The 21,601-nt window shown below is 31.5% G+C and carries 19 protein-coding genes; 11 read left to right on the top strand and 8 right to left on the bottom strand.

Annotation, left to right across the window (positions count from 1 at the left end; all coding sequences use genetic code 11):
- The first annotated feature begins 6 nt into the window (after positions 1-6).
- From porV to ACFSX9_RS01245, 11 genes are all read left to right on the top strand, one after another.
- Entirely contained in the window at positions 7-1,209 is a 1,203-nt protein-coding gene (gene porV / locus ACFSX9_RS01295; protein WP_379803487.1) for a type IX secretion system outer membrane channel protein PorV, read from the top strand.
- A 66-nt stretch (positions 1,210-1,275) separates the two neighbouring features.
- Positions 1,276-1,755 carry a cytidine deaminase gene (locus tag ACFSX9_RS01290; protein ID WP_379803394.1) on the top strand — a complete coding sequence of 160 codons (480 nt, stop codon included), beginning with the start codon at positions 1,276-1,278 and terminating at the stop codon, positions 1,753-1,755.
- Positions 1,756-1,914: 159 nt separating this feature from the next.
- Entirely contained in the window at positions 1,915-2,913 is a 999-nt protein-coding gene (gene pdhA, locus ACFSX9_RS01285) for a pyruvate dehydrogenase (acetyl-transferring) E1 component subunit alpha (protein ID WP_379803392.1), read from the top strand.
- 4 nt (positions 2,914-2,917) lie between these two features.
- Positions 2,918-4,534 carry a 2-oxo acid dehydrogenase subunit E2 gene (locus ACFSX9_RS01280; RefSeq protein WP_379803390.1) on the top strand — a complete coding sequence of 539 codons (1,617 nt, stop codon included), beginning with the start codon at positions 2,918-2,920 and terminating at the stop codon, positions 4,532-4,534.
- Between the two features lie 64 nt (positions 4,535-4,598).
- The gene (locus ACFSX9_RS01275) at positions 4,599-6,206 is read left to right on the top strand and encodes a S41 family peptidase (protein ID WP_379803388.1); all 1,608 of its coding nucleotides are present in this window, start codon (positions 4,599-4,601) and stop codon (positions 6,204-6,206) included.
- A 52-nt stretch (positions 6,207-6,258) separates the two neighbouring features.
- Complete coding sequence (locus ACFSX9_RS01270; protein WP_379803386.1) at positions 6,259-7,221, top strand: M28 family metallopeptidase; 963 nt, start codon at positions 6,259-6,261, stop codon at positions 7,219-7,221.
- Positions 7,211-7,897 carry an SDR family NAD(P)-dependent oxidoreductase gene (locus ACFSX9_RS01265; protein ID WP_379803384.1) on the top strand — a complete coding sequence of 229 codons (687 nt, stop codon included), beginning with the start codon at positions 7,211-7,213 and terminating at the stop codon, positions 7,895-7,897. The genes ACFSX9_RS01270 and ACFSX9_RS01265 overlap by 11 nt, the downstream gene beginning before the upstream one ends.
- A gap of 37 nt (positions 7,898-7,934) precedes the next feature.
- Positions 7,935-8,774 (top strand): BRO family protein, encoded by an 840-nt coding sequence (locus ACFSX9_RS01260; protein WP_379803381.1) that lies wholly within the window; start codon positions 7,935-7,937, stop codon positions 8,772-8,774.
- A complete protein-coding gene (locus ACFSX9_RS01255) occupies positions 8,774-9,376 on the top strand; it encodes a SprT-like domain-containing protein (protein ID WP_379803379.1) in 603 nt (200 codons plus the stop codon). Before ACFSX9_RS01260 ends, ACFSX9_RS01255 begins: the two co-directional genes overlap by 1 nt.
- A gap of 44 nt (positions 9,377-9,420) precedes the next feature.
- A complete protein-coding gene (locus ACFSX9_RS01250) occupies positions 9,421-10,479 on the top strand; it encodes a mannose-1-phosphate guanylyltransferase (protein WP_379803377.1) in 1,059 nt (352 codons plus the stop codon).
- Complete coding sequence (locus tag ACFSX9_RS01245) at positions 10,479-11,864, top strand: TIGR00341 family protein (protein WP_379803374.1); 1,386 nt, start codon at positions 10,479-10,481, stop codon at positions 11,862-11,864. Before ACFSX9_RS01250 ends, ACFSX9_RS01245 begins: the two co-directional genes overlap by 1 nt.
- Here ACFSX9_RS01245 and ACFSX9_RS01240 read toward each other — a convergent pair.
- From ACFSX9_RS01240 to ACFSX9_RS01205, 8 genes are all read right to left on the bottom strand, one after another.
- On the bottom strand, positions 11,857-12,627 hold the full coding sequence (locus ACFSX9_RS01240; RefSeq protein WP_379803371.1) for an ABC transporter ATP-binding protein: 771 nt from the start codon (positions 12,625-12,627) through the stop codon (positions 11,857-11,859). The genes ACFSX9_RS01245 and ACFSX9_RS01240 overlap by 8 nt on opposite strands.
- Entirely contained in the window at positions 12,624-13,373 is a 750-nt protein-coding gene (locus tag ACFSX9_RS01235; RefSeq protein ID WP_379803369.1) for an MlaE family ABC transporter permease, read from the bottom strand. The genes ACFSX9_RS01240 and ACFSX9_RS01235 overlap by 4 nt, the downstream gene beginning before the upstream one ends.
- A 460-nt stretch (positions 13,374-13,833) precedes the next feature.
- Entirely contained in the window at positions 13,834-15,462 is a 1,629-nt protein-coding gene (locus tag ACFSX9_RS01230; RefSeq protein ID WP_379803366.1) for a hypothetical protein, read from the bottom strand.
- 257 nt (positions 15,463-15,719) lie between these two features.
- Positions 15,720-17,315 (bottom strand): hypothetical protein, encoded by a 1,596-nt coding sequence (locus ACFSX9_RS01225; protein ID WP_379803363.1) that lies wholly within the window; start codon positions 17,313-17,315, stop codon positions 15,720-15,722.
- 668 nt (positions 17,316-17,983) lie between these two features.
- A complete protein-coding gene (locus tag ACFSX9_RS01220; protein WP_379803361.1) occupies positions 17,984-18,787 on the bottom strand; it encodes a TlpA family protein disulfide reductase in 804 nt (267 codons plus the stop codon).
- Positions 18,788-19,101: 314 nt separating this feature from the next.
- On the bottom strand, positions 19,102-20,031 hold the full coding sequence (locus ACFSX9_RS01215; RefSeq protein ID WP_379803359.1) for a hypothetical protein: 930 nt from the start codon (positions 20,029-20,031) through the stop codon (positions 19,102-19,104).
- Positions 20,032-20,062: 31 nt separating this feature from the next.
- A complete protein-coding gene (locus tag ACFSX9_RS01210) occupies positions 20,063-20,695 on the bottom strand; it encodes a hypothetical protein (protein ID WP_379803357.1) in 633 nt (210 codons plus the stop codon).
- A gap of 51 nt (positions 20,696-20,746) precedes the next feature.
- Positions 20,747-21,595, bottom strand: a complete 849-nt coding sequence (locus ACFSX9_RS01205; RefSeq protein ID WP_379803355.1) for a glycosyltransferase — start codon at positions 21,593-21,595, stop codon at positions 20,747-20,749.
- Between the last annotated feature and the right edge of the window lie 6 nt (positions 21,596-21,601).

Below are 21,601 nucleotides of genomic sequence, written 5' to 3'. Positions count from 1 at the left end.
AATAAAATGAAAAAAATTGCTCTAGCAGTAACACTTTTAATAGTTGGTCAATACGTTAAAGCGCAAGATAATGATCGTGTAATTACTACTGGTGTGCCTTTTCTGCTAATTGCAGCTGATGCACGCTCTGCAGGTATGGCAGATATGGGAGTTGCAACTTCCGCTGATGCTTTTTCACAACAATATAATCCCTCAAAATACGCTTTTTCACTGCAACAGCAAGGTTTTTCAGTTAGTTATACCCCTTACTTAACAAGTATCGCAAATGATATTTCTTTAGGTCAAGTTACGTATTTTAACAGAATTAACGAACGTAGCGCATTCGCAGGTTCATTACGCTATTTTGGTTTAGGAGATATCGATTTAACTAATGAACAGGGACAGCCATTAAGTACGGTTAGTCCAAATGAATTGGCTATTGACGGGTCGTATTCGTTAAAATTAAGCGAACGTTTTGCAATGGGTATTGGTGCAAGATTTATTCGTTCCAGTTTAAAAATTGCTAATGAAACAGAAGATGCTTCGGCTGCGACCTCATTTGCGGTTGATGTTTCTGGATATTATCAATCAGAGGAAATAGCTTTTGACGATTTCAATGGAAGATGGAGAGCAGGCTTTAATTTTCAAAATTTAGGACCTAAAATTAATTACGATAAAGATCAATTAGAAAGCTCATCAAGCTTCTTGCCAGCTAATATGCGTTTAGGTGGAGGTTTTGATTTTATATTTGATGAATACAATAAAATTGGTGTAACCGCTGAAGTGACTAAATTATTAGTACCAACTCCTCAAGTAGGATATAATGGCAGTAGTTATACAGGTGTGGATATGAATGGAGATGGTGTGGTTGATGCTGATGATGCACTCCTAGCAAATTCCGAATACAGAAAAATCGGATGGACAGAAGGAATCTTCAAATCATTTAATGATGCACCAGATGGTTTTTCAGAAGAATTAAAAGAGTTTACATGGGCTTTGGGAGCAGAATATACTTATCAAGATTCGTTTGCAATGCGTTTAGGTTATTTTAATGAAAATGAAGCAAAAGGAGCTAGAAAATTCTTTTCTCTAGGGGCAGGGTTTAAATATAATGTGGTAAAAATTGATGTTTCCTACTTGTTTTCAGCATCAAAAGTTAAAAACCCGCTAGAAAACACACTTCGTTTTTCACTTACATTTAATTTTGGTGATAATTACGATGAGCTTTAAATGAAAATATAAATTAAATATACGTCCAAATTCTTCTTTTAGAATTTGGATTTTTTTTCCTTACATATGAAACAAATTACTATAAATACAGTCATTTCGGTATATTCGAAAGAAGATTTGTCTCCGATAGAAACGGATTTAATGGAACAAGCTTTTGAAGCTAGAAGTAAAGCCTATGCGCCTTATTCTAAATTCACTGTCGGTGTCGCTCTTTTATTAGATAACGGTGTTGTTGTTCAGGGATCTAATCAAGAAAACGCAGCCTATCCCTCAGGTTTGTGCGCTGAACGTGTGGCTATTTTTTATGCAGGAGCTAAATATCCCGATGCAAAAATGCTAAAAATGTTTATTACGGCTTCGCCAATGGATAGGGATTTAGTAGAGCCAATTCCACCCTGCGGTAGTTGTCGTCAGTCTATTGCGGAGTACGAATTTAAGCAAGATGTTCCAATAGAACTCTTTTTTATGGGAGCAAAAGGCCCAATTTACAAATCGGATTCCCTACAGAATATTTTGCCTTTAGTTTTTGATAAAAATAATCTGTAGCCCTTTCCAGGATTTATTTACCGAATTAACACAAAAAAACAAAAAATCATAGAATATAATTTTTTCAGTAAGGTTCTATGTAGTATTTTTGCTTTTCCTAAAATTGTGAATTGAAACTAATCAGTTCATAGTAATACTGAATTAATAAAAACGAACACAATGAAGCCAATAACCAAAGAAGTTTACCTTAAATGGTATGAAGACATGCTGTTTTGGAGAAAATTTGAAGACAAATTAGCAGCGGTTTATATCCAGCAAAAGGTCAGAGGTTTTTTGCATTTATATAACGGACAAGAAGCAGTTTTGGCTGGAGCTTTGCACGCTATGGATTTGTCAAAAGACAAAATGATTACTGCTTATCGTAATCACGTACAACCTATCGGAATGGGTGTAGATCCAAGAGAAGTGATGGCTGAATTGTACGGTAAAGTAACAGGTACTTCAAAAGGTATGGGTGGATCAATGCACATATTTTCAAAAGAACACCGCTTTTATGGTGGTCACGGTATCGTTGGTGCTCAAATTCCTGTAGGAGCTGGTATTGCTTTTGCAGATAAATATTTTGAAACTGGCGGTGTTACATTGACATATTTTGGTGATGGAGCTGCGCGTCAAGGTTCGCTGCATGAAGCATTCAACATGGCTATGTTATGGAAATTGCCAGTCGTATTTATTGTTGAAAATAATGGATATGCAATGGGAACTTCTGTAGAAAGAACAGCAAACCATACTGATATTTGGAAATTAGGTTTAGGATATGAAATGCCTTGTGGACCAGTTGATGGAATGAATCCAATCAAAGTAGCTGAAGCAATGCATGAAGCTATGGAAAGAGCACGTCGTGGAGATGGACCAACTTTCTTAGAAATGAAAACATACAGATACAGAGGACATTCAATGTCTGATGCGCAATTATACAGAACAAAAGACGAAGTAGAAGAGTACAAGAAAATTGACCCTATTACTCAAGTTTTAGATATTATAAAAGAAAACGACTACGCTACAGCTGAAGAAATTCAAACTATCGATAAAAGAGTAGCTGATTTAGTTGCTGAATGTGAAAAATTCGCAGATGAATCGCCATTCCCTGAAGTACAGCAATTGTATGATGTTGTTTACGAGCAAGAAAATTATCCATTCATTCCTCATAAATTATAAGAATATGGCACAGATTATAACAATGCCCCGTTTGAGTGATACAATGACGGAAGGAGTTGTAGCAACTTGGTTAAAAGCAGTGGGTGATACTATTAAAACAGGTGATATTTTAGCCGAAATCGAAACCGATAAGGCTACAATGGAATTTGAATCTTTTTATGATGGTGTTTTATTACATATCGGAATTGAAGAAGGAGGATCCGCACCAGTTGATTCATTATTAGCAATCGTTGGAACTGAAGGAGAAGATATTTCAGCGTTGTTAAATAAAAACACAGAAGAGAAAGTAACGGAATCGGAAGCAGCTTCAACAGAACCAAAATCGGAAGAAACTTCGAAAAGTGCTGCAATGCCTGCTGGTGTAAAAGTAGTTACAATGCCACGTTTAAGTGATACAATGTCTACTGGAACTGTTGCAACTTGGTTGAAACAAGTTGGAGATTCAGTAAACGAAGGTGATATTTTAGCCGAAATCGAAACCGATAAAGCTACGATGGAATTTGAGTCATTTAATTCAGGAACCTTATTGTATATAGGTGTTAAAGAAGGAGATTCAGCGCCAGTTGATGCAATTTTAGCAATTTTAGGACCTGCGGGAACTGATGTCGAAGCAATAGCGGCAAATTATAAATCAGGAGAAACAACTGAAACTTCAAAAGAAGAAGAGGTTAAAACTAAAGAGGCTGCTCCAGCCGAAAAAGTTTCAAATGCACCAGTGCAATCTTCTGGAGGTAGAGTTTTTGCTTCACCATTAGCTAAGAAAATTGCTGCAGATAAAGGAATTAACTTATCGCAAGTAAAAGGATCAGGCGAAAATGGAAGAATTGTAAAAAGCGATGTGGAGAATTTTACTCCATCAGCAGTTGCATCTCCAAGTCAAGCTGTTACTGATGCTACAAATAAAGTAGCGGCAGTGAAACCATTTGTACCTGCAGGTGAAGTGTTCCAAGAAGAAATTAAAAATTCGCAAATGCGTAAAACCATTGCGCGACGTTTGGCGGAATCTAAATTTACAGCACCTCATTATTATTTAACTATTGAGTTAGATATGGATAATGCAATTGCTTCAAGAAATACAATCAACGGATTACCAGAAACTAGAGTATCGTTCAATGATATGGTAATCAAAGCAAGTGCGATGGCATTGAAAAAACATCCACAAGTAAATTCGCAATGGAGAGAAGATGCTATGGTGATTAATCATCATGTAAACATCGGAGTTGCAGTAGCAGTTGAAGACGGTTTAATGGTTCCAGTATTGAAATTTGCAGACCAAATGAGCTTAACTCAAATAGGGGCAAACGTAAAAGATTTAGCAGGAAAAGCAAAATCGAAAAAAATTCAACCATCTGAAATGGAAGGAAGTACGTTTACTATTTCTAATTTAGGAATGTTCGGAATTCAATCGTTCACTTCAATTATCAATCAACCAAACTCTGCTATTTTATCTGTTGGTGCTATTGTTGAAAAACCAGTAGTTAAAAACAGTCAAATTGTAGTGGGTAACACAATGGTAGTTACTTTAGCTTGTGATCATAGAACAGTTGACGGAGCAACAGGAGCACAATTCCTACAAACGTTTAAAGCGTTTATGGAAAATCCTGTGACGATGTTAGCATAGTTTTAAAAAAATAAATATCTTTAAAGTCCCGAAATGTTTCGGGACTTTTTTATGTAATTTTTTTATGAGAGTAAAATTTATAATTTTCGTTTCGCTTTATTTTATTGTAGCTCACATTCAATGCAGTTCGGTCGAAAAATACAACAGTCATTTGGCTTCAAAAGTTAGTGTTTCTGATTTGCAAAAGGACGTCAATTATGTAGAGTACAAATTAAACAAGCTACATCCGTCATTAGATTGGTATATTTCAAAAGAGGCTTTAGCTACTAAATTTGACAGCTTACGCACAACAATTACAGAGCCCTTAACGCCTAATGAGTTTTATTTCAAGATTAGTCCTGTTGTTGCATCCGTAAAACAAGGACATATGGTCGTGATTCCTTTGGTTACCAAATTAGAAAAAAAGGAAATTAAAAAGCTTAATAAAAGCGAAAAAAATCCTTTGGCACAATTGACTTTCAAGTATTACAATGATGAGCTTTATTTAGATAAAAATTATACTAAGGATTCTTTATTGTTGCCGGGTTCAAAAATAATAAGTGTTGAAAACATCACTCCGCAAGAAATGAACTTGAAATATAAAAACACTTATAGTTCTGATGGATTAAATACTTCTTATTTATCACATGGCTTTGCATCAAAATTCACTTCTTATCTTCTTGGTGAAAAACAAATATCAGACAGTATTCATTTTGTTTTGCAATACAAAGACAGCATTTATGAACGTGTCCTAGCTAGAACCAAACCTGGAAAAAAGGTTGTTGATTCTTTAGCGAGCAAGAAAGATTCGATAGCTCCAGTGAAAATAGTATTGACAAAAGCGGAAAAAGCTAAGAAGAAAAATGATTTTAAAATAGAACGTAAAAAGAACAGATATTTTTTATATAATTCACTTTCGAAAGATTTTACTCGTAGCTTAAGTTATATCCCTAGTGATTCTACTATTGCAGTTTTAAAAATAAAAGGTTTCAAACATAGGCAACATAAGAAAGCTTATGACAGTATTTTTAATGAAATTGAGCAAAATAAAGTAAAAACATTAGTTTTAGATTTGCGAAATAACGGAGGAGGAAGTTTAGAGGAAATTCATAATTTATACAGCTATTTAACACCCGAACCTTTTGTATTTATTGATACCATAAAAGTGACAAACAGAACGGGTGTCGCAACAAATAGATTAAGAGCAATTCCTCTTGCCGGAAAAATAGTTTTATCACCATTTATTTTATACACTACAGTAAAAGGGATAGTCTCAGTTAAGAAAGGGAAAAATAACGAGTATTATCTCTTTAACAAACAAACTAAGTTAACCGTACCTAAAGCAAATCGATTCGATGGAAAACTATTTGTCCTTATAAATGGAGGAAGTTTTTCTGCATCTTGTGTTTTATCATCTAATTTAAAAAGTAACAATCGTGCTACATTTATTGGGGAAGAAACCGGCGGAACTTATAATGGAACAGTTGCGGGAACAATGCCTCTTCTAACTTTACCCAATTCGAAATTAAAAGTAAGAGTAGGATTACAAAAAATAGCAGCAATGGGTAAAACAGAAGAATTTGGAAGAGGAATTATGCCTGATGTTACTATTGTTGAAACACCAGAACAAATTATAGATAAATCAGATCCACATATTGAATGGATTTTGGCAAATCTAAAAAATATCGAATAAATTATTAGTCGAAATCGCAATACAGCATCAGATTTAGTTAAATTTTAAAATTATGAAAAAATTATTATTCTTAATCCCTTTTATCATCTTGTCTTGTAAGACTCAGGAAAAATTAGGTGAAACAAAAACTACAGGTTCAACGTATCAAGTTTCAGAAGAAAATGTCATCAAAACATTATCCTATTTAGCTTCGGATGAGTTAGAAGGTAGAGATTCTGGAAGTGAAGGAATCGAAAAAGCTTCGGTTTATTTAGAGAATATTTTGAAAGAAAACGGAATTAAACCTTATTTCAAAACTTATCGCGACACTTTGTCAAATTATGATAAAACATCATATAATGTTGTGGGTTATATGGAAGGAACAGATCCTGAACTTAAAAAAGAGTTTGTGATTATTGGGGCACATTATGATCATATTGGTAGAATTTCGGCGGTAAATGGAGATGATATTGCTAATGGCGCTAACGATAATGCATCCGGAACGACTGCGGTGACAGAAGTAGCAAAGTATTTTGCAAAATTCAAGAACAATAAACGAAGTATTCTTTTTGTGTTTTTTTCAGCCGAAGAAAAAGGCCTTTTAGGTTCAAAACATTTGGCAGAGAAGTTGAAACAACAAAATATGAACTTATATTTCATGTTTAATTTTGAAATGATTGGTGTTCCGATGAAAGATAAAGGAATGGATATGTATTTAACGGGTTTTGGTAGAAGTACTATGGCTGCGAAAATGAACGAATATGCAGGAGAGAAATTAGTCGGATATTTAGCCGTTGAAATGCGTTATATGTTATTTAGAGCTTCTGATAATTATCCGTTTTTTACTGAGTTTGATGTCCCAGCTCATACCGTTTCAACCTTCGATTTTGAGAATTTCGATTTCTATCATCAACCAGGAGATGAGTTTGAATTGATGGACACAAAACATATGACCAATGTGATTTCGAAAACAATTCTAGTATTGGAAAAAATGATAAATACCCCTAATAAAGAAATAAAATTAAATGAAAAATAAGAATATAATTATCACCGGAACATCACGTGGAATTGGATTGGAATTGGCTTTGAAATTTGCGAATGAAGGTCATCAAGTTTTAGCCATTTCTCGTAAAACATCTAAAATACTTATTGAAAATCCGAACGTTACGTGCTTGCCAATAGATGTTTCTATCACTGAAGAATTACAGCAAGTTGAAAAATTTGTAATAAACTCTTGGCAAAATACAGTTGATGTTGTCATTCATAACGCGGGTTCATTGGTAAACAAGCCTTTTGAACAAATTACTCCTGCGGATTTTGAGCAAGTCTATAAAGTTAATGTTTTCGCTGTGGCGGAATTGACTCGTATTTGTATTCCTTATTTATCGAAAGGAAGTCACGTAGTTACAATAAGTTCGATGGGAGGCGTTCAAGGAAGTTCAAAATTCCCAGGATTAGCAGCTTATTCATCAAGTAAAGGCGCTGTAATTACCTTGTCTGAATTATTAGCAGAAGAATATAAAGAACAACAAATCGCTTTCAATGTTTTAGCACTTGGAGCCGTAAATACAGAGATGCTACAAGAAGCTTTTCCAGGATATGAAGCACCACTTTCAGCTAAAGAAATGGCAGAATATATTTGGAATTTCGCCCTTACTGGAAATAAATTCTACAACGGAAAAGTATTGCAAGTTTCATCCTCAACTCCATAATTTTTTGTAAATTGTATTTTCAATAAATTATATAATCATGACTAAAGTAAACGCCATTCAGCTATTTGAAAACAACAAAGTAAGAACCGTTTGGGACGACGATCAAGAAAAATGGTTTGTTTCTATTATTGACGTTATTCAAATTTTAACAGATAGTGACCGACCAAGAAAATATTGGAGCGATCTAAAATCTAAATTAAAAAAGGAAGGAAGTCAGTTATCCGACAATATCGGACAACTGAAAATGCAATCTTCCGATGGTAAATTTTACCAAACAGATGTTGCTGACACTGAACAACTTTTTCGTTTAATTCAATCGATTCCTTCACCAAAAGTAGAACCTTTTAAATTGTGGTTGGCCCAAATTGCCTCTGAACGATTAGATGAATTGCAAGATCCTGAAATTACGATTGATAGAGCTTTAGCTCAATATTTGCAATTGGGTTATTCTGAAAGTTGGATCAATCAACGCTTAAAAAGTATTGAAATCCGAAAGGAATTAACAGACGAATGGAAAATTCGAGGTGTAAAGGAAGGGCAACAATTTGCTATATTAACGGATATAATTACGCAAGCTAGGTCTGGAAGATCGACTAAGGAATACAAGGTTTTGAAAGGTTTGAAAAAAGAGAATCTTGGGGATAATATGACGAATACCGAATTGATTTTAAAAATGCTTGCCGAAGCTTCAACAAAAGATATTTCACAAGCAATTAATCCTGAAAATTTCGATCAAAATAAAGAGGTTGCGAAACAAGGTGGAAACGTTGCCAATGTAGCACGAATAGAATTAGAAGCAAAAACAGGAAAAAAAGTGGTTACCAATGAAAATGCTAAAACGCTATTGAAAATTAATCAACCGGATGAAATAGCATAATGAGTAACGTTTTACAAAAATATTTACCCGAACACGCCGTTGAAAATTGTTTTGAGCTAATCAAAGCCAATCACGTGCATCTAAAAATCGTAAATGAACGTCAAACACGTCATGGCGATTATCGTAAGGATGCGCAAGGTTTTCATTTAATAACGGTTAATTCAAGTTTGAACAAATATCGTTTTCTCATTACGTTAATTCACGAAATTGCACATTTAGTAGCTTTTGAGAAATATGGTAGAATGATAAAACCGCATGGGGAAGAATGGAAAACCACTTTTCAACGGTTGATGGTTCCGTTTATTCGACCTGAAATATTTCCAAATCAATTATTACCTTTATTAGCGCGTCATTTTAGAAATCCAAAAGCTAGTAGTGATACCGACGCTAAGTTAGCCATTGCTTTAAAAGTGTTTGACGAGAAAGAGACCGATAAAAACTATATCTTTGAGATTCCGATGGGAAGTTCGTTTAGAATTCACAACGGAAAAATCTTTAAAAAAATCGCACTTCGTGTAAAGCGATATGAATGTATGGAAGTCAGTTCCGGACGCATGTATTTGTTTCAACCAAATGCAGAAGTGGAATTGCTACCGAATTAAATTTAAATAACATTGGGCGAAAGCCTCCTGGTAATTAACTTATAATGAATAAAAATTATTACGCAATATTAATGGCCGGTGGAGTAGGTTCTCGTTTTTGGCCCGTAAGTACAACCGAATTCCCGAAACAGTTTCACGATATGTTAGGAACCGGTGAAACCTTGATTCAAAAAACGTTTTCAAGACTTTCTCAAATTATTCCTAAAGAAAATATATTGATTCTTACAAACGAATTGTATAATGACATTGTTTTAGAGCAATTGCCATTGGTAAAACAAGAGCAAATTATTCTAGAACCTGTGATGCGAAATACTGCACCTTGTATTTTATACGCTTCTTTAAAAATCAAAAAGCAAAATCCGGACGCTATAATGGTTGTTGCACCTTCAGATCATTGGATTGAAGATGAAATGCAGTTTTGTGCAAATTTACAACACGCATTTGACTTTTGTGAACGAAATGATGACTTAATGACTTTAGGGATTCTTCCCACATTTGCTAATACCGGATATGGTTATATTGAGTTTGATAAATTAGATTCAAGACCAATTAAAAAAGTAAAGCAATTTCGTGAAAAACCTGATTATGCTACCGCTCGAAAATTTATTCAAAGTAGAAATTACCTTTGGAATGCAGGGATTTTTGTGTGGAGTGCAAAAAACGTTTTAGAAGCTTTTCAGGAATTTCAACCTGTAATGTTTGATCATTTTATGACAGGTTATGATGTTTATAACACTGATAAAGAAGATGCTTTTATCAGAGAGAATTATCCGTTAGCCGAAAACATCTCTGTGGATTATGCCATTTTAGAAAAAGCACAAAATGTATATGTTTTGCCAGCAACTTTCGATTGGAATGATCTTGGAACTTGGGGTTCTTTATATGATAAATTACCTAAGGATGAGCAAGAAAATGCGGTAATAAATGCTACAGTTTATTTAGAAAACGCAAATAATAACATCATTAGAACCGAAGGAAAAAAACTTGTGGTTATTGACGGATTAACAGATTATATCATTGTTGATAAAGACGATGTGCTGTTGATTTATCCAAAAAATAAAGAACAAGAAATAAAGAGTATTGTTTCTAAAATTAATAAATAATGGCAGAAAACACTCAAAATTCATTTAAAAAAGCTGCAATCGATATCAAGTTATTTGTTAAAGATACCTTTGATATTTTTCAGGATACTGATCATGAAGCCACCATTGAAGATATAAAATCTGGTGTAAACATGAGAGGTCAAAATGCGTGGATTTTGATTTTTTCTATTCTTGTAGCATCTGCAGGTTTAAACACCAGTTCTACTGCTGTAGTTATTGGAGCCATGTTGATTTCGCCACTAATGGGGCCAATTCTTGGGATGGGCTTGTCACTTGGAATTAATGATATCGATTTTTTAAAGAAGGCAATTAAGAACTTTGGAGTAATGGTTGTTCTAAGTCTTTTGACTTCGTTCTTATTTTTTAGTATTCCAATGTTCCAGCAGGAAACACCAGAATTATTAGCAAGAACTTTTCCAGATGTTAGAGATGTTATCATCGCGCTATCTGGAGGGTTAGCATTGATTATTGCTCTAAGCAGACGTAATAAATCAATAAACACCATTGCGGGTGTAGCCATTGCAACCGCTTTGATGCCGCCATTATGTACTGCGGGTTATGGATTAGCAACCGCCAAATGGGATTTCTTCGGAGGAGCGTTATTCTTATTCTCTATTAATACAATCTTCATTGCCACAGCGACTTTTATTGTAGTGCGGTTTTTGAAATTTCCTTATGAAGCTTATGCAAATTCACAACGAAGAAAAAGAATTTCTCAGATTATTTCTTTTTTGGCCTTGGCAATTTTAATTCCTAGTGTTTATATGTTTTATCAATTATATGTAAAGTCTGATTTCAATCAAAAAGCAGATATTTTAATTGACAAATTAAGAACTGAGAAGGGAATCTTAATTTTAGATGTGCATAAGAATTACAACAAAAAGACCATTAATTTCGCCGTTGTAGGGACTAGTATTTCACAAACAGATATTAAAAAGTTTCAATCTCAGATGAAGTCTTTTGGTTATGATGGTATAAAATTTAAAGTGCTTCAAGATGCTGGAAACCTTGAAGCCATTTCAAAAATTAATGAAATTGAAAATTCATTTCTTTCGAACCAGCAATTGTTGGTAAAAAAAGATCAGTTGTTATTAGACAAGGATAAAGAAATTTTTAATTTGAAAAATCAACTGCACCAAAAAGGCCAAACGCTATTTCCTTTCAATCAAATTGCAGAGGAAATCAAGGCTTTGAATTCAGATGTTGAAAAAGTAGCTTATTCGAAAATAATTACAACAAATTTTTCTAAGACAGATACCATTCCGACTTTCGAAATAATTTGGAAAAGTAATATTCCTTCGAAAACGCAGACTACTGAAAATCTCAAGCTACAAAATTGGCTTCGAAAAAAGTTAAAGGACGAAAGTATACTTGTTGTTAAGTAACGTCGTCTTCTATATACATTTTTCTAACGCGTTTGAATAATTCAGAAGAATAAACAAAATCAGTTACGGCTTCGTTGTCTGTTTTGAAAATTTCTTTGTTAGAACCTTCCCATTCTAATAAACCATTTTTCAAGAACACAATCTTCTCGCCAATTTCCATTACAGAGTTCATATCGTGGGTGTTAATAACCGTGGTGATGTTGTACTCTTCCGTAATTTCACGAATAAGATTGTCAATAACAATAGCAGTCTTTGGATCTAATCCAGAGTTAGGTTCGTCGCAAAATAAATACTTAGGATGGTTAACAATAGCGCGAGCAATCGCTACACGTTTCTGCATTCCACCCGAAATTTCAGACGGACGCTTAGTATTTGCATTGATTAACTGAACACGATTAATTACAAAATCAACGCGCTCTTTAATTTCTTTAGGTGTTTTATTAGAAAACATTTTTAATGGAAAACCAATATTTTCTTCCACTGTCATACTATCAAATAAAGCACTCCCTTGGAAAACCATTCCTATTTCAGTTCTTAATTCTCTCTTTTCGTCATTTGACAATTCCGAATAGATTCGGCCGTCAAACGAAATAGTTCCACCATCTGGCGTATGAATTCCTAATAGTGTTTTTAGAAAAACTGTTTTTCCAGAACCACTTTGTCCTATTATTAAGCTGGTTTGTCCTGGCTCAAAATGTGTTGAAATTCCTTTTAAAACCGTTTGTTCACCAAACTTTTTTATGATATTTTTTACTTCGATCATTGGCTTAATAAAAGTTGCGTTAATATAAAGTTTATAAGAATAATCACAACTGACGTCCATACGAAGGCAACCGTACTGGCTTGACCCACTTCTAGCGCGCCACCTTTCATATAAAATCCGTGAAAAGATGGTATTGTTGCTAATAGAATTGCAAATACAAAAGTTTTAATAAAAGCGTAGGCAATATGAAAAGGCACAAAATCGGTTTGAATCCCCATTGTAAATTCGCCACCACTTGTAAAACCACCATAAACAGCGGCCATCCAGCCACCTAAAACGCCTAAAAACATACTCAGGCCAATTACAAAAGGATACAATAATAATGCAATTAATTTCGGAAAAACCAAATAATTAACCGCATTCACACCCATAACTTCTAGAGCATCAATTTGCTCCGTTACGCGCATTGTTCCAATACTTGATGTAATGAAAGACCCCATTTTTCCGGCCATAATTATTGAAATAAAGGTAGGTGCAAATTCTAAAACTACCGATTGTCTAGTGGCAAAACCGATTAAAAACTTTGGAATTAGCGGATTAGTCAAGTTTAGTGCAGTTTGAATCGCTACAACACCACCCACGAAAAATGAAATAAAAGCAACGATTCCAAGCGAACCAATGATTAAGTCATCAATTTCCTTGAATATAAGTTGCTTCATCACCGACCATTTGGTAGGCTTGTTGAAAATCTCTTTCAACATAATAAAATATTTCCCTATTTGTGATAGGTATCGTATTAACATCATAGTTTTAAAATATCCTCAAAAATACTAAGAACTTATGAGTTTTGCGTTATGTCTTGTAATTTTTTTGGGCGTTTCCTTTCAGGCCTTGCTGTCCACTCTATCTTTTTATTTTTAATAGGTTTTGGAAACCTATCAAAAATAAAAAGGATGCCGTTTCCATCACTAACGCAGCTCTGTGATAAATTAGAGTATCTGCAAAAAAACAAACTGATTTTGTAATTATAAATCTGAGACAGTTTTCGATATTTCAAGACTGTAATGTTTCGTGACAGTTAAATTGTTTCCCTGATATTTTGACGTTTTCAATTATAAAATCAAGGTTTTTTTATGACTTGTTATCATTTATAGAAACTTTTATAATTGCATCATTATAGTGGTGTTATTTTAGGATGCGCAAGCTTTCCTAGTTATTGTGGTAATAAGCATGATGTTGGAATTGAAAACGTCAAAATTTCTTAAACTATTTCACTCTTTTATTATTAATATCCTTGTATATAATTTTATATTCAATTGTACTTGGGATATAAATTTTGTTTGATTGTAAATCTTCTTTTCGGCACTTAAAAATTGGCAGATATATCTCTTGACTGTTTTGGATAGGAATAATCTCTAGGGAGAAAAATTCCTTATTACTATCTATTGTAATTTCATGATTCATAAGTTCTGATCTTTCATAGTACCATTCATAGTACTTCTTGTAGTGTGGACTAATAATTTGTCCATCAAATTGCCCATCATCTTCATCATAATAAACAGGTATTTCTATGTTGATGTCAATTGAGTCTAAATTGGTTCTAATATATTTAGTTTGACCAATTGAAAACATTTTTTTATTTGGAAATAACTCTTGAAGAGCTACTCTCATAAATTTCCAATCATCTCTTGATTTTTTCTCAATGTGTGCATGCCCACCAAATACAACAATTTTAGCGTTTTTGTCTAACTCATAAATTTTCGCAATATTCAAAGCTTGAATACTATCCCTACATGTTGCACTTGGTATCATTTCTTTAATTTCTTTGCATTGATCGGCTTCTTCATAAGCAACCAATTTAAAACCTAAACTCATTGCATAATTTATCATTAATGAACAATTAGGTTCTGCTAAATAGTATCCTGAAAGTTTTTCATTATTAATAAAAATATCTTCTGCAGTATTTGGAGGAGGTAGAGTTTCTAAAGCCAAATAGTCATACCCTTTTCTTTTTAAGTCCTTTAAAATATACATGAAATTAAATCGAGTATGAGGAAATACATGAAATTCATTAAACATCACTACATCATTTGTGTCTGCTATAATGTTGATTTTTTGTGATAAATTTTGGGTTTTGCTTGCTGAAATTTTAATTTTCCTTCGCTTATTTATCGATTGTATGATTTTATCAAAACTTCCTTCATTTGTATGTAAATCTACTAAAACTGAACCGTAAAGCGAATTTGTATTATAATACTGTAAATCTATTCGCTTTATTAAATCAATCTGTGCCCTATAATCTTTTTCAAAATAAACATCTAATACATTAATAACTTTACCTGGTCTTTCTTTAAATTCTTCGATAAAATTTGTAAAACCTATAAATAATTTTTTATCAGTAATATAATTTTCATTTAAAATTTTATTTGACGTTATTACTAATCTAACATATTTATCAGTTTTAATCTCATAGAAAATCTCTGTAATTTTATATTTTTTGTTTTTTGAGGAATAGCTAACTATGTAATTTTTTTCAAAGGTTATGCCTCCAAATTCTGCTTTAAACTGTTTTATGTTATTTTTTAAATAAAATTTATCTGAAATAAAATGTTTATTTACAATAGATAAATCTATTGCAATAGAACCATCTACAGTTTTAATACTTTCAGAAAAAGCATAATCTTTGTCGTTTTTATTTTTGTACCAGTTAGCACTTTTTGCGAAAGTAATTTCATTATTAGCTTTGTACAAAATCCCTTTGGATTTTGAATATGCAGTTGTTAATTTCTCGCCGTTATAATTATATTTATAAATGAAAGCATCGTTGATTTGCGCATAAATAAAATTGCAAGATGCTATCAGTGTAAGTAAAATGATGCTTCTTAAATTATTCATATTTTCTTTTATTTTAATTTTGCTATAATTTGATTTATAAATTATTGTCTGTCTCTTAAAATATTTTAAACTTAATATAGTAATCTTTGTTTTAGTCTAATTTTCCTTTAATATGAAGGGTTTTTCTTCTCATTTATTATCAATTTTAATTGTTAGTCAAGAGAAATTTTGCTTTACCAAATTAGAGCAGATTTTTACTTAGTCTTGTCGTATATACAGACATTTAAATGCTTTAGTAATTAATGCATAATTAGAATTTAAATTGGATCATTGTGTGAATTATAGTAATTGATTTTATAGTTTGATTTAGGTAAAAAAATGTAATTCTTATGTAAATCTGAAACTAGAGACTTAAATACACAAATGTTCTTTGTTGATTCAGAAATCGCGAAAACTTCAACAAAAAAAGCTTCTTTTGGAGGAGTTAGTTTGATTTTTTCAACATTTACAGCGTTTGCTGAGTAATACCAATAATCGATAACGTCACTGTTAGGGTGAACTAAGTATGCGTCATAAGTTCCATCATTAACCTTGTTAAAATTTTTTTTGCTTCGAATTAATTTTGGCTCTTTTAATTGAACAGAATCTGTTATTATGTTTTGTAGTGAGTTTTCACTTCCATAATTACTAATTAAAGAAACTTGATTTATCGCGATTATGTTTTTCTCAGGTAATATTTTTTGTAAATAATATCCCATCGGTGTAAAGTTGTTGGTTTTTGTTTTATTTATATGTGAATGACCTCCAAAAACAATAATTTTTGCAGACTTGTCATAGTGATAAATTTTAGCAATATTATTTGCTTGTGTAGAGTCACGGCATTGCTGACTACTTAAATCGTTGTTTTTGCATAGATCGGAAGATGAGTCATAACCACACAGTACGTAATTATTTAAATATGCAAAATGTGTTAATAAGCCATATGTAGGCTGTCTATTGTAATAACCGTCAATTTGGTCTTGGCTTATGTTGAAATTTAGATCGTTGTCCTTACTAATATAGCTTTCGGCTGCAAAATATTTAAATCCTTTGCTTTTTAGCGCGTTTAAAAAAAGAGCAACACAATATCTTGATGACTCAAATAAATGGTGATCATTTATCATCACTATATCTACGGAGTCAATCGAGTTGCAATAATCATTAATGCTTTCGAAATTAAAATCGGACATCTTATAATCTTCTTTCCAAAGAATAGCTCTGTTTTTAAATTTCTTATTTATAATTTCAGTCGCTGATCTATAATTCCCTATCTTATTAAAGTTATCTATCAGTAAGGTAATTTCTTTACTATTCTTTTCATTCGACAAAGAATCAATAGATACGTTTTTTAAAAATAAAGTATTAATTAAGTATTCATTATTTTCTAGAAATTGATTGGCAAAGAAATTTTTGTTGTTTTTTAAAAATTCATCAGAATTTAAAATAAAATAATTTAAATAAACGGCTAGACCTCCATTGTTATGACCTTTTTTCCGCGTAAAACGAATAGTTTTGCCTTTGTTTATTATGAGCCTTTCAGTAATTAAATTATTTTTATAATTATATTCCAAATCTATATATTTATAATTTTCTAAGTTATAATCTTGTATTATACCTTTTGTAAACTTTAATTCTTTAATTTTATTATTGTTTTTTAATTCATTAAAAAACAATAAAGTATCAGTTATACTATAAACGTTAATCTCATTTTTTTCTTTTATTATTCCATATAGAAAATCTACCCCTAATCCTTTATAAAAAATGGGAGAGGGCTTGTCAATTATTTCAAATTCATTTCTGTCAATTTTATGCCAATAATTTAATTCATCATTTGAATAATATATATATTTTTCAATATTGTAAAAAGTTTTCAAATTACTTTTGCTATTACACGAGTAAATGGAGAACAGTAAAGATATAATCAAAAAAAATAAAGGATTGACGGAAAGAAACATCTTTAAGGATGATTGCTTTATTTTATTTTTTCCTCCTTTTGTAAATTTTTCAAATTTTCTCATTAGATTATTTTAGTGCAACCATTTGCTTTTTTGTAAACAGAAATTGTTAGTTTATAAAATCAAATATACAAACTAATTCTTTAGTTGCAACTAATTTATTAGTTTGTGTTCGAAACTCTTTTGAAATGAAGAAAATTATGCAAAGCAAACGCGCTAAATTACGTGTGTTTATTGAGGAGAAGGTCGAAGATGTATCTTGTTGAAAAAACATTTTATTCTAAAATTGTATCCGATCGCAGAAGAGTTCAGTACTAAATGTCCATGTATTATGGACTATATATACTTAACCAACTGAATACAACACATTAGCTATTCAATTAGGTAATAATTCAATTTCATCAAAAGATATGTTTAATGCCGCGTTATCAATATTTAAAAATGTTAGTGAGTCTGCAACTGGTAAAAATTAGGGATAACTTGGATGAGATTGAATTTGGAATACAAATTCTTCTTTATCAATTGTTATGTTTTCTTTTTCCAAATGATAATGTATGGAATTAAAATTTTCTGACATGTTTTTCAAACTATTCTTTCAAGTTTTTTTGTAAAAAACTATCTAATTCTTCAGGCGTTAAGTTTTCGGAGACTATCACACCTTCTGGGTTAATTAAAAATGTAGTTGGCACCGACTGTATATTTAATTTAAAGACAATATCACCTAAAAAACCCTTTTCTTCAATGATATTGATCCAATTTAAATTATCTTTTTTTACAGCCATTTTCCACTTATCTTTATCTTCATCAATTGAGAATCCTAAAATTTCAAAGTTTGATGATTTATATTTTTCATAAATAATTTTCAACTCTGGAAAAGACTTTCTACATGGAGTACACCAACTAGCCCAAAAATCTAATAAGTACCATTTCCCTTTTAAGCTTTCAGTATTAAATAAATTATTATCCACATCTAACAGGGCAAAGTCACTGATTTTATCATTTAACTTTAGTAGTTGCTTTGCATAAATATATTTTTTGATGTTATTAATTATTGCTTCATCTTGATTTTTAATGTTTAATAAAGCAAATAATCTTTCGGTTGCCTTTTTATCAATTTTATATTCTAAACATAAATTAGACAATAAATAACCTGAATATAAGTTATCTGGATTTCTACAAATAATAGCTTCTGATTCACTTATAATTTTATTTATGTCAGACTTGTTTTCAAATATAATTTGATTATATTTATTTTGAAGTTTTGAAGTTTTTGACCCTATAATTTTGTCTACAGTTATCTTTTTAAGTTTGAAATTCTTGTAAACAGTGTCTTTTACATTTACAGTAATTCTAATATTTGATTGGTCTAAAATTAAATCTTTACCCATCATACAAATTTCATTTTTTATTGAAAAACTACAAATGGCTTGATTCTTTTTTAAGAAACCTTTAAAATAAAACTTATTGTTTTTAACGAGGCAACTGTCTTTATTGGAATCATAATGTATAAATAAATAACCGTCGTAATTAATTTTACCAGATAATTCAAAATTATTAATTTGCGAATTCATTAGTTTAAATAAAAATAGAAATAGAAATACAATTTGTTTTTGATTCATTAGTTTCTTTATATGTTTAACAATTCTTTTCAATAAAAGGATGCCGTTCCCATCAATAATACAACCTGCGATAAATAGAAAATTAGTTATTTAATCTCTTTGAATTCAATCCCAATATTATAAATATTTTTTCTATTTATTAGGTATTCTTTTTTCTTCCATTTAGCATCTTCTGCTTGATATAAATATCTAAAATAAGGTAAAAATTTATTGTTTTTAGATACTCCAATTTGGTCTATACCAGGTGCAAAATAATAACCTAGTTCTTCATATTCCTCAATTGTTAGGTTTTTAATAACAACAAAAAAGCCGTCTTTTGTAAACTCAAATTCCTCGTCTTCATTTAATTCCAAAACTGCATAATTCTCATCTACATCACATTTAATTACAAAATATTCTTCAAACTTTTTATCTTTTGGAATGCCTATAACAGAATCTACCGTATATAAGTTAATTTTAAAAGGACTATATTTTGCGTTTTTTCTCTTAGATCTTTTGTTAGATTGTAAGGTTTCAATTACTTTATAATCATTAGTGGGAACTAGAATCTTTTTTATAATTTTTGTTTTTGTGCTATCTTGATTTGGAAAAAAAACAGCTATTTCAACATTTTGACTAATAGAACTTGATTTGCCAAAATTTTTAGGCAAACTATTACTGATGTTTTTTGTTGGAAAGAGTTGTAATGTTTTGCTTTTCTTTCTTTTGGACTTAAGTTCAACTTCATTTAGCGTATATTTTCTCTCATTTAGAAATAAAGTATCTCTCAAATTCCATTTGGTAAACCTTTTAGTTTCAAAATTTAAGTGTCTAATCGTTATCTCTTTATCAAAATCAATGTTGTTAATTGTAACTAAACCAATACTGTCCGAAATATATTTTGGAGAATTGTCAATTATTAAAATTGCATCGCTAACCGAACTGCCAGAATCACTAAAAATCAACACTTTTTTAGATTGAGCATTTATATTTATTAAATTCAACCATAAAAAAAAATGAATAAATAATGATTTCATATTTTTGATTTAATTTAAAACAACTTCTTTTTCATCTTCTTTCTTTTGGCATGTTTAAATCTTCGCCTTCGCAATCTACAAAGCCATTGTCTTGCAGTGGCTTTAAACCTATTTCAATCCTCGCTTTATTAGTAGCTTCCTTGGTTTGGAGACAGGGTTTGCCAAATTCTGAACCATAAAAAACACGTCTCGTCTTTTTATTTTTACTATTTACCCAATAATATTTGTCCAAAATGCTTGCGAAAAAAGAGGGTTCTATATTGTTTTTCTTTACTTCATTAAAAAATAAATTGAAATACTGCTCTTCATTAACCAATCTGTGTGGGTTATGTAGTAAAACTGCAGGAACTGCCATCAATACACATTCGCGATCAAGATTTTTTTCACCAACTAGTTCTTCTGTAGGAAACCCATATGATTTAACGAAATTTGCAACTTTAGCAAAATTCAGCGAATCTATAGCTGGCATAACCTCTCTTTTATTAAATTTTAAATTGAAATCTCTTATTCCTTGATCGAAGCCGTATATCTGGCAAAGTTCAAATGCTAAACTATCTTGAATATCATTTTTTTCAAAATTATGGTTAATTGTAGTATAAGTCAATTCTGATTTAGATTTGCAACCTAATAGACCTAATAAAATAATGGAAACAAATAATTTCATGGTATTGTAAATATAAATTAAAAGACTTTAGGTGAAATTTGTCAACTTGGTTTAAATAATTTTCTCTTTCATCTTCTTCCAACGATACTTCCTAACAAACTTAGCTTGTTCTGGCGTAACTAACATTGTTTTGTTAGCTTTTTTTGCTTTCCAAAACCCTTTTAAATAGTCAATAAATAATAAAGGTTTCCCTTTTCGCATCGCTAATTTAAGCGAAGCAACGCTTGTGATAAAAAAACCATAACCTAAAGCGTAAAAAGCTTCCCCTTGTTTGAAACGAGCTGCTTGATTGTAACTTGCGCCAGTTGGTTTTAGGTGTTTTACGTGTAAACTTTCAATAGTAACTACTTTCCAATTATAGAATTTGCAAAGTAATTCATCAAGGGTGTCCCAACCCATTTGAGCTTTCAAACCACCAATTTGTTTGAAGGCTTCTTTACGATAAGCCTTTAACGCACCGCGAATATGATCTTTATCCGTTAAATTTTCGAGCACAAATTCGCCATTTTTTTCGATATAACAAAATCCACCAACCATTCCAATCGTTTCGTCAGATTGAAATTCTTTGATAATGGTTTCAAAATAGTGGTTTGGAAAAATCAAATCGGCATCGACTTTAACTATAATATCGTAATTATCATCAATATTTTTTTCGCCTTCGTGAAATGCTTGAATTACTTTACTTCCTGGTAAATGAATAGCTTCTGATTTTTTGTTCACTAAAGATATAAACGGGTGCTTTTCGGCGAAAGCCAAAACGATTTCAGGAGTTTTATCAGTAGAACTATCATTCACTACAATAACTTTCGAAGGTAAAACAGTTTGCTCGACCAACGATTGCAAAGTCAGAGCCATAAACGCTTCTTCGTTATAAGCAGGAATGATGATGTAATATTTCATTAGATA

Source organism: Flavobacterium ardleyense (assembly GCF_042686085.1).
Classification (GTDB): domain Bacteria; phylum Bacteroidota; class Bacteroidia; order Flavobacteriales; family Flavobacteriaceae; genus Flavobacterium; species Flavobacterium ardleyense.
This window is presented reverse-complemented; position numbering and strand designations above follow the sequence as displayed.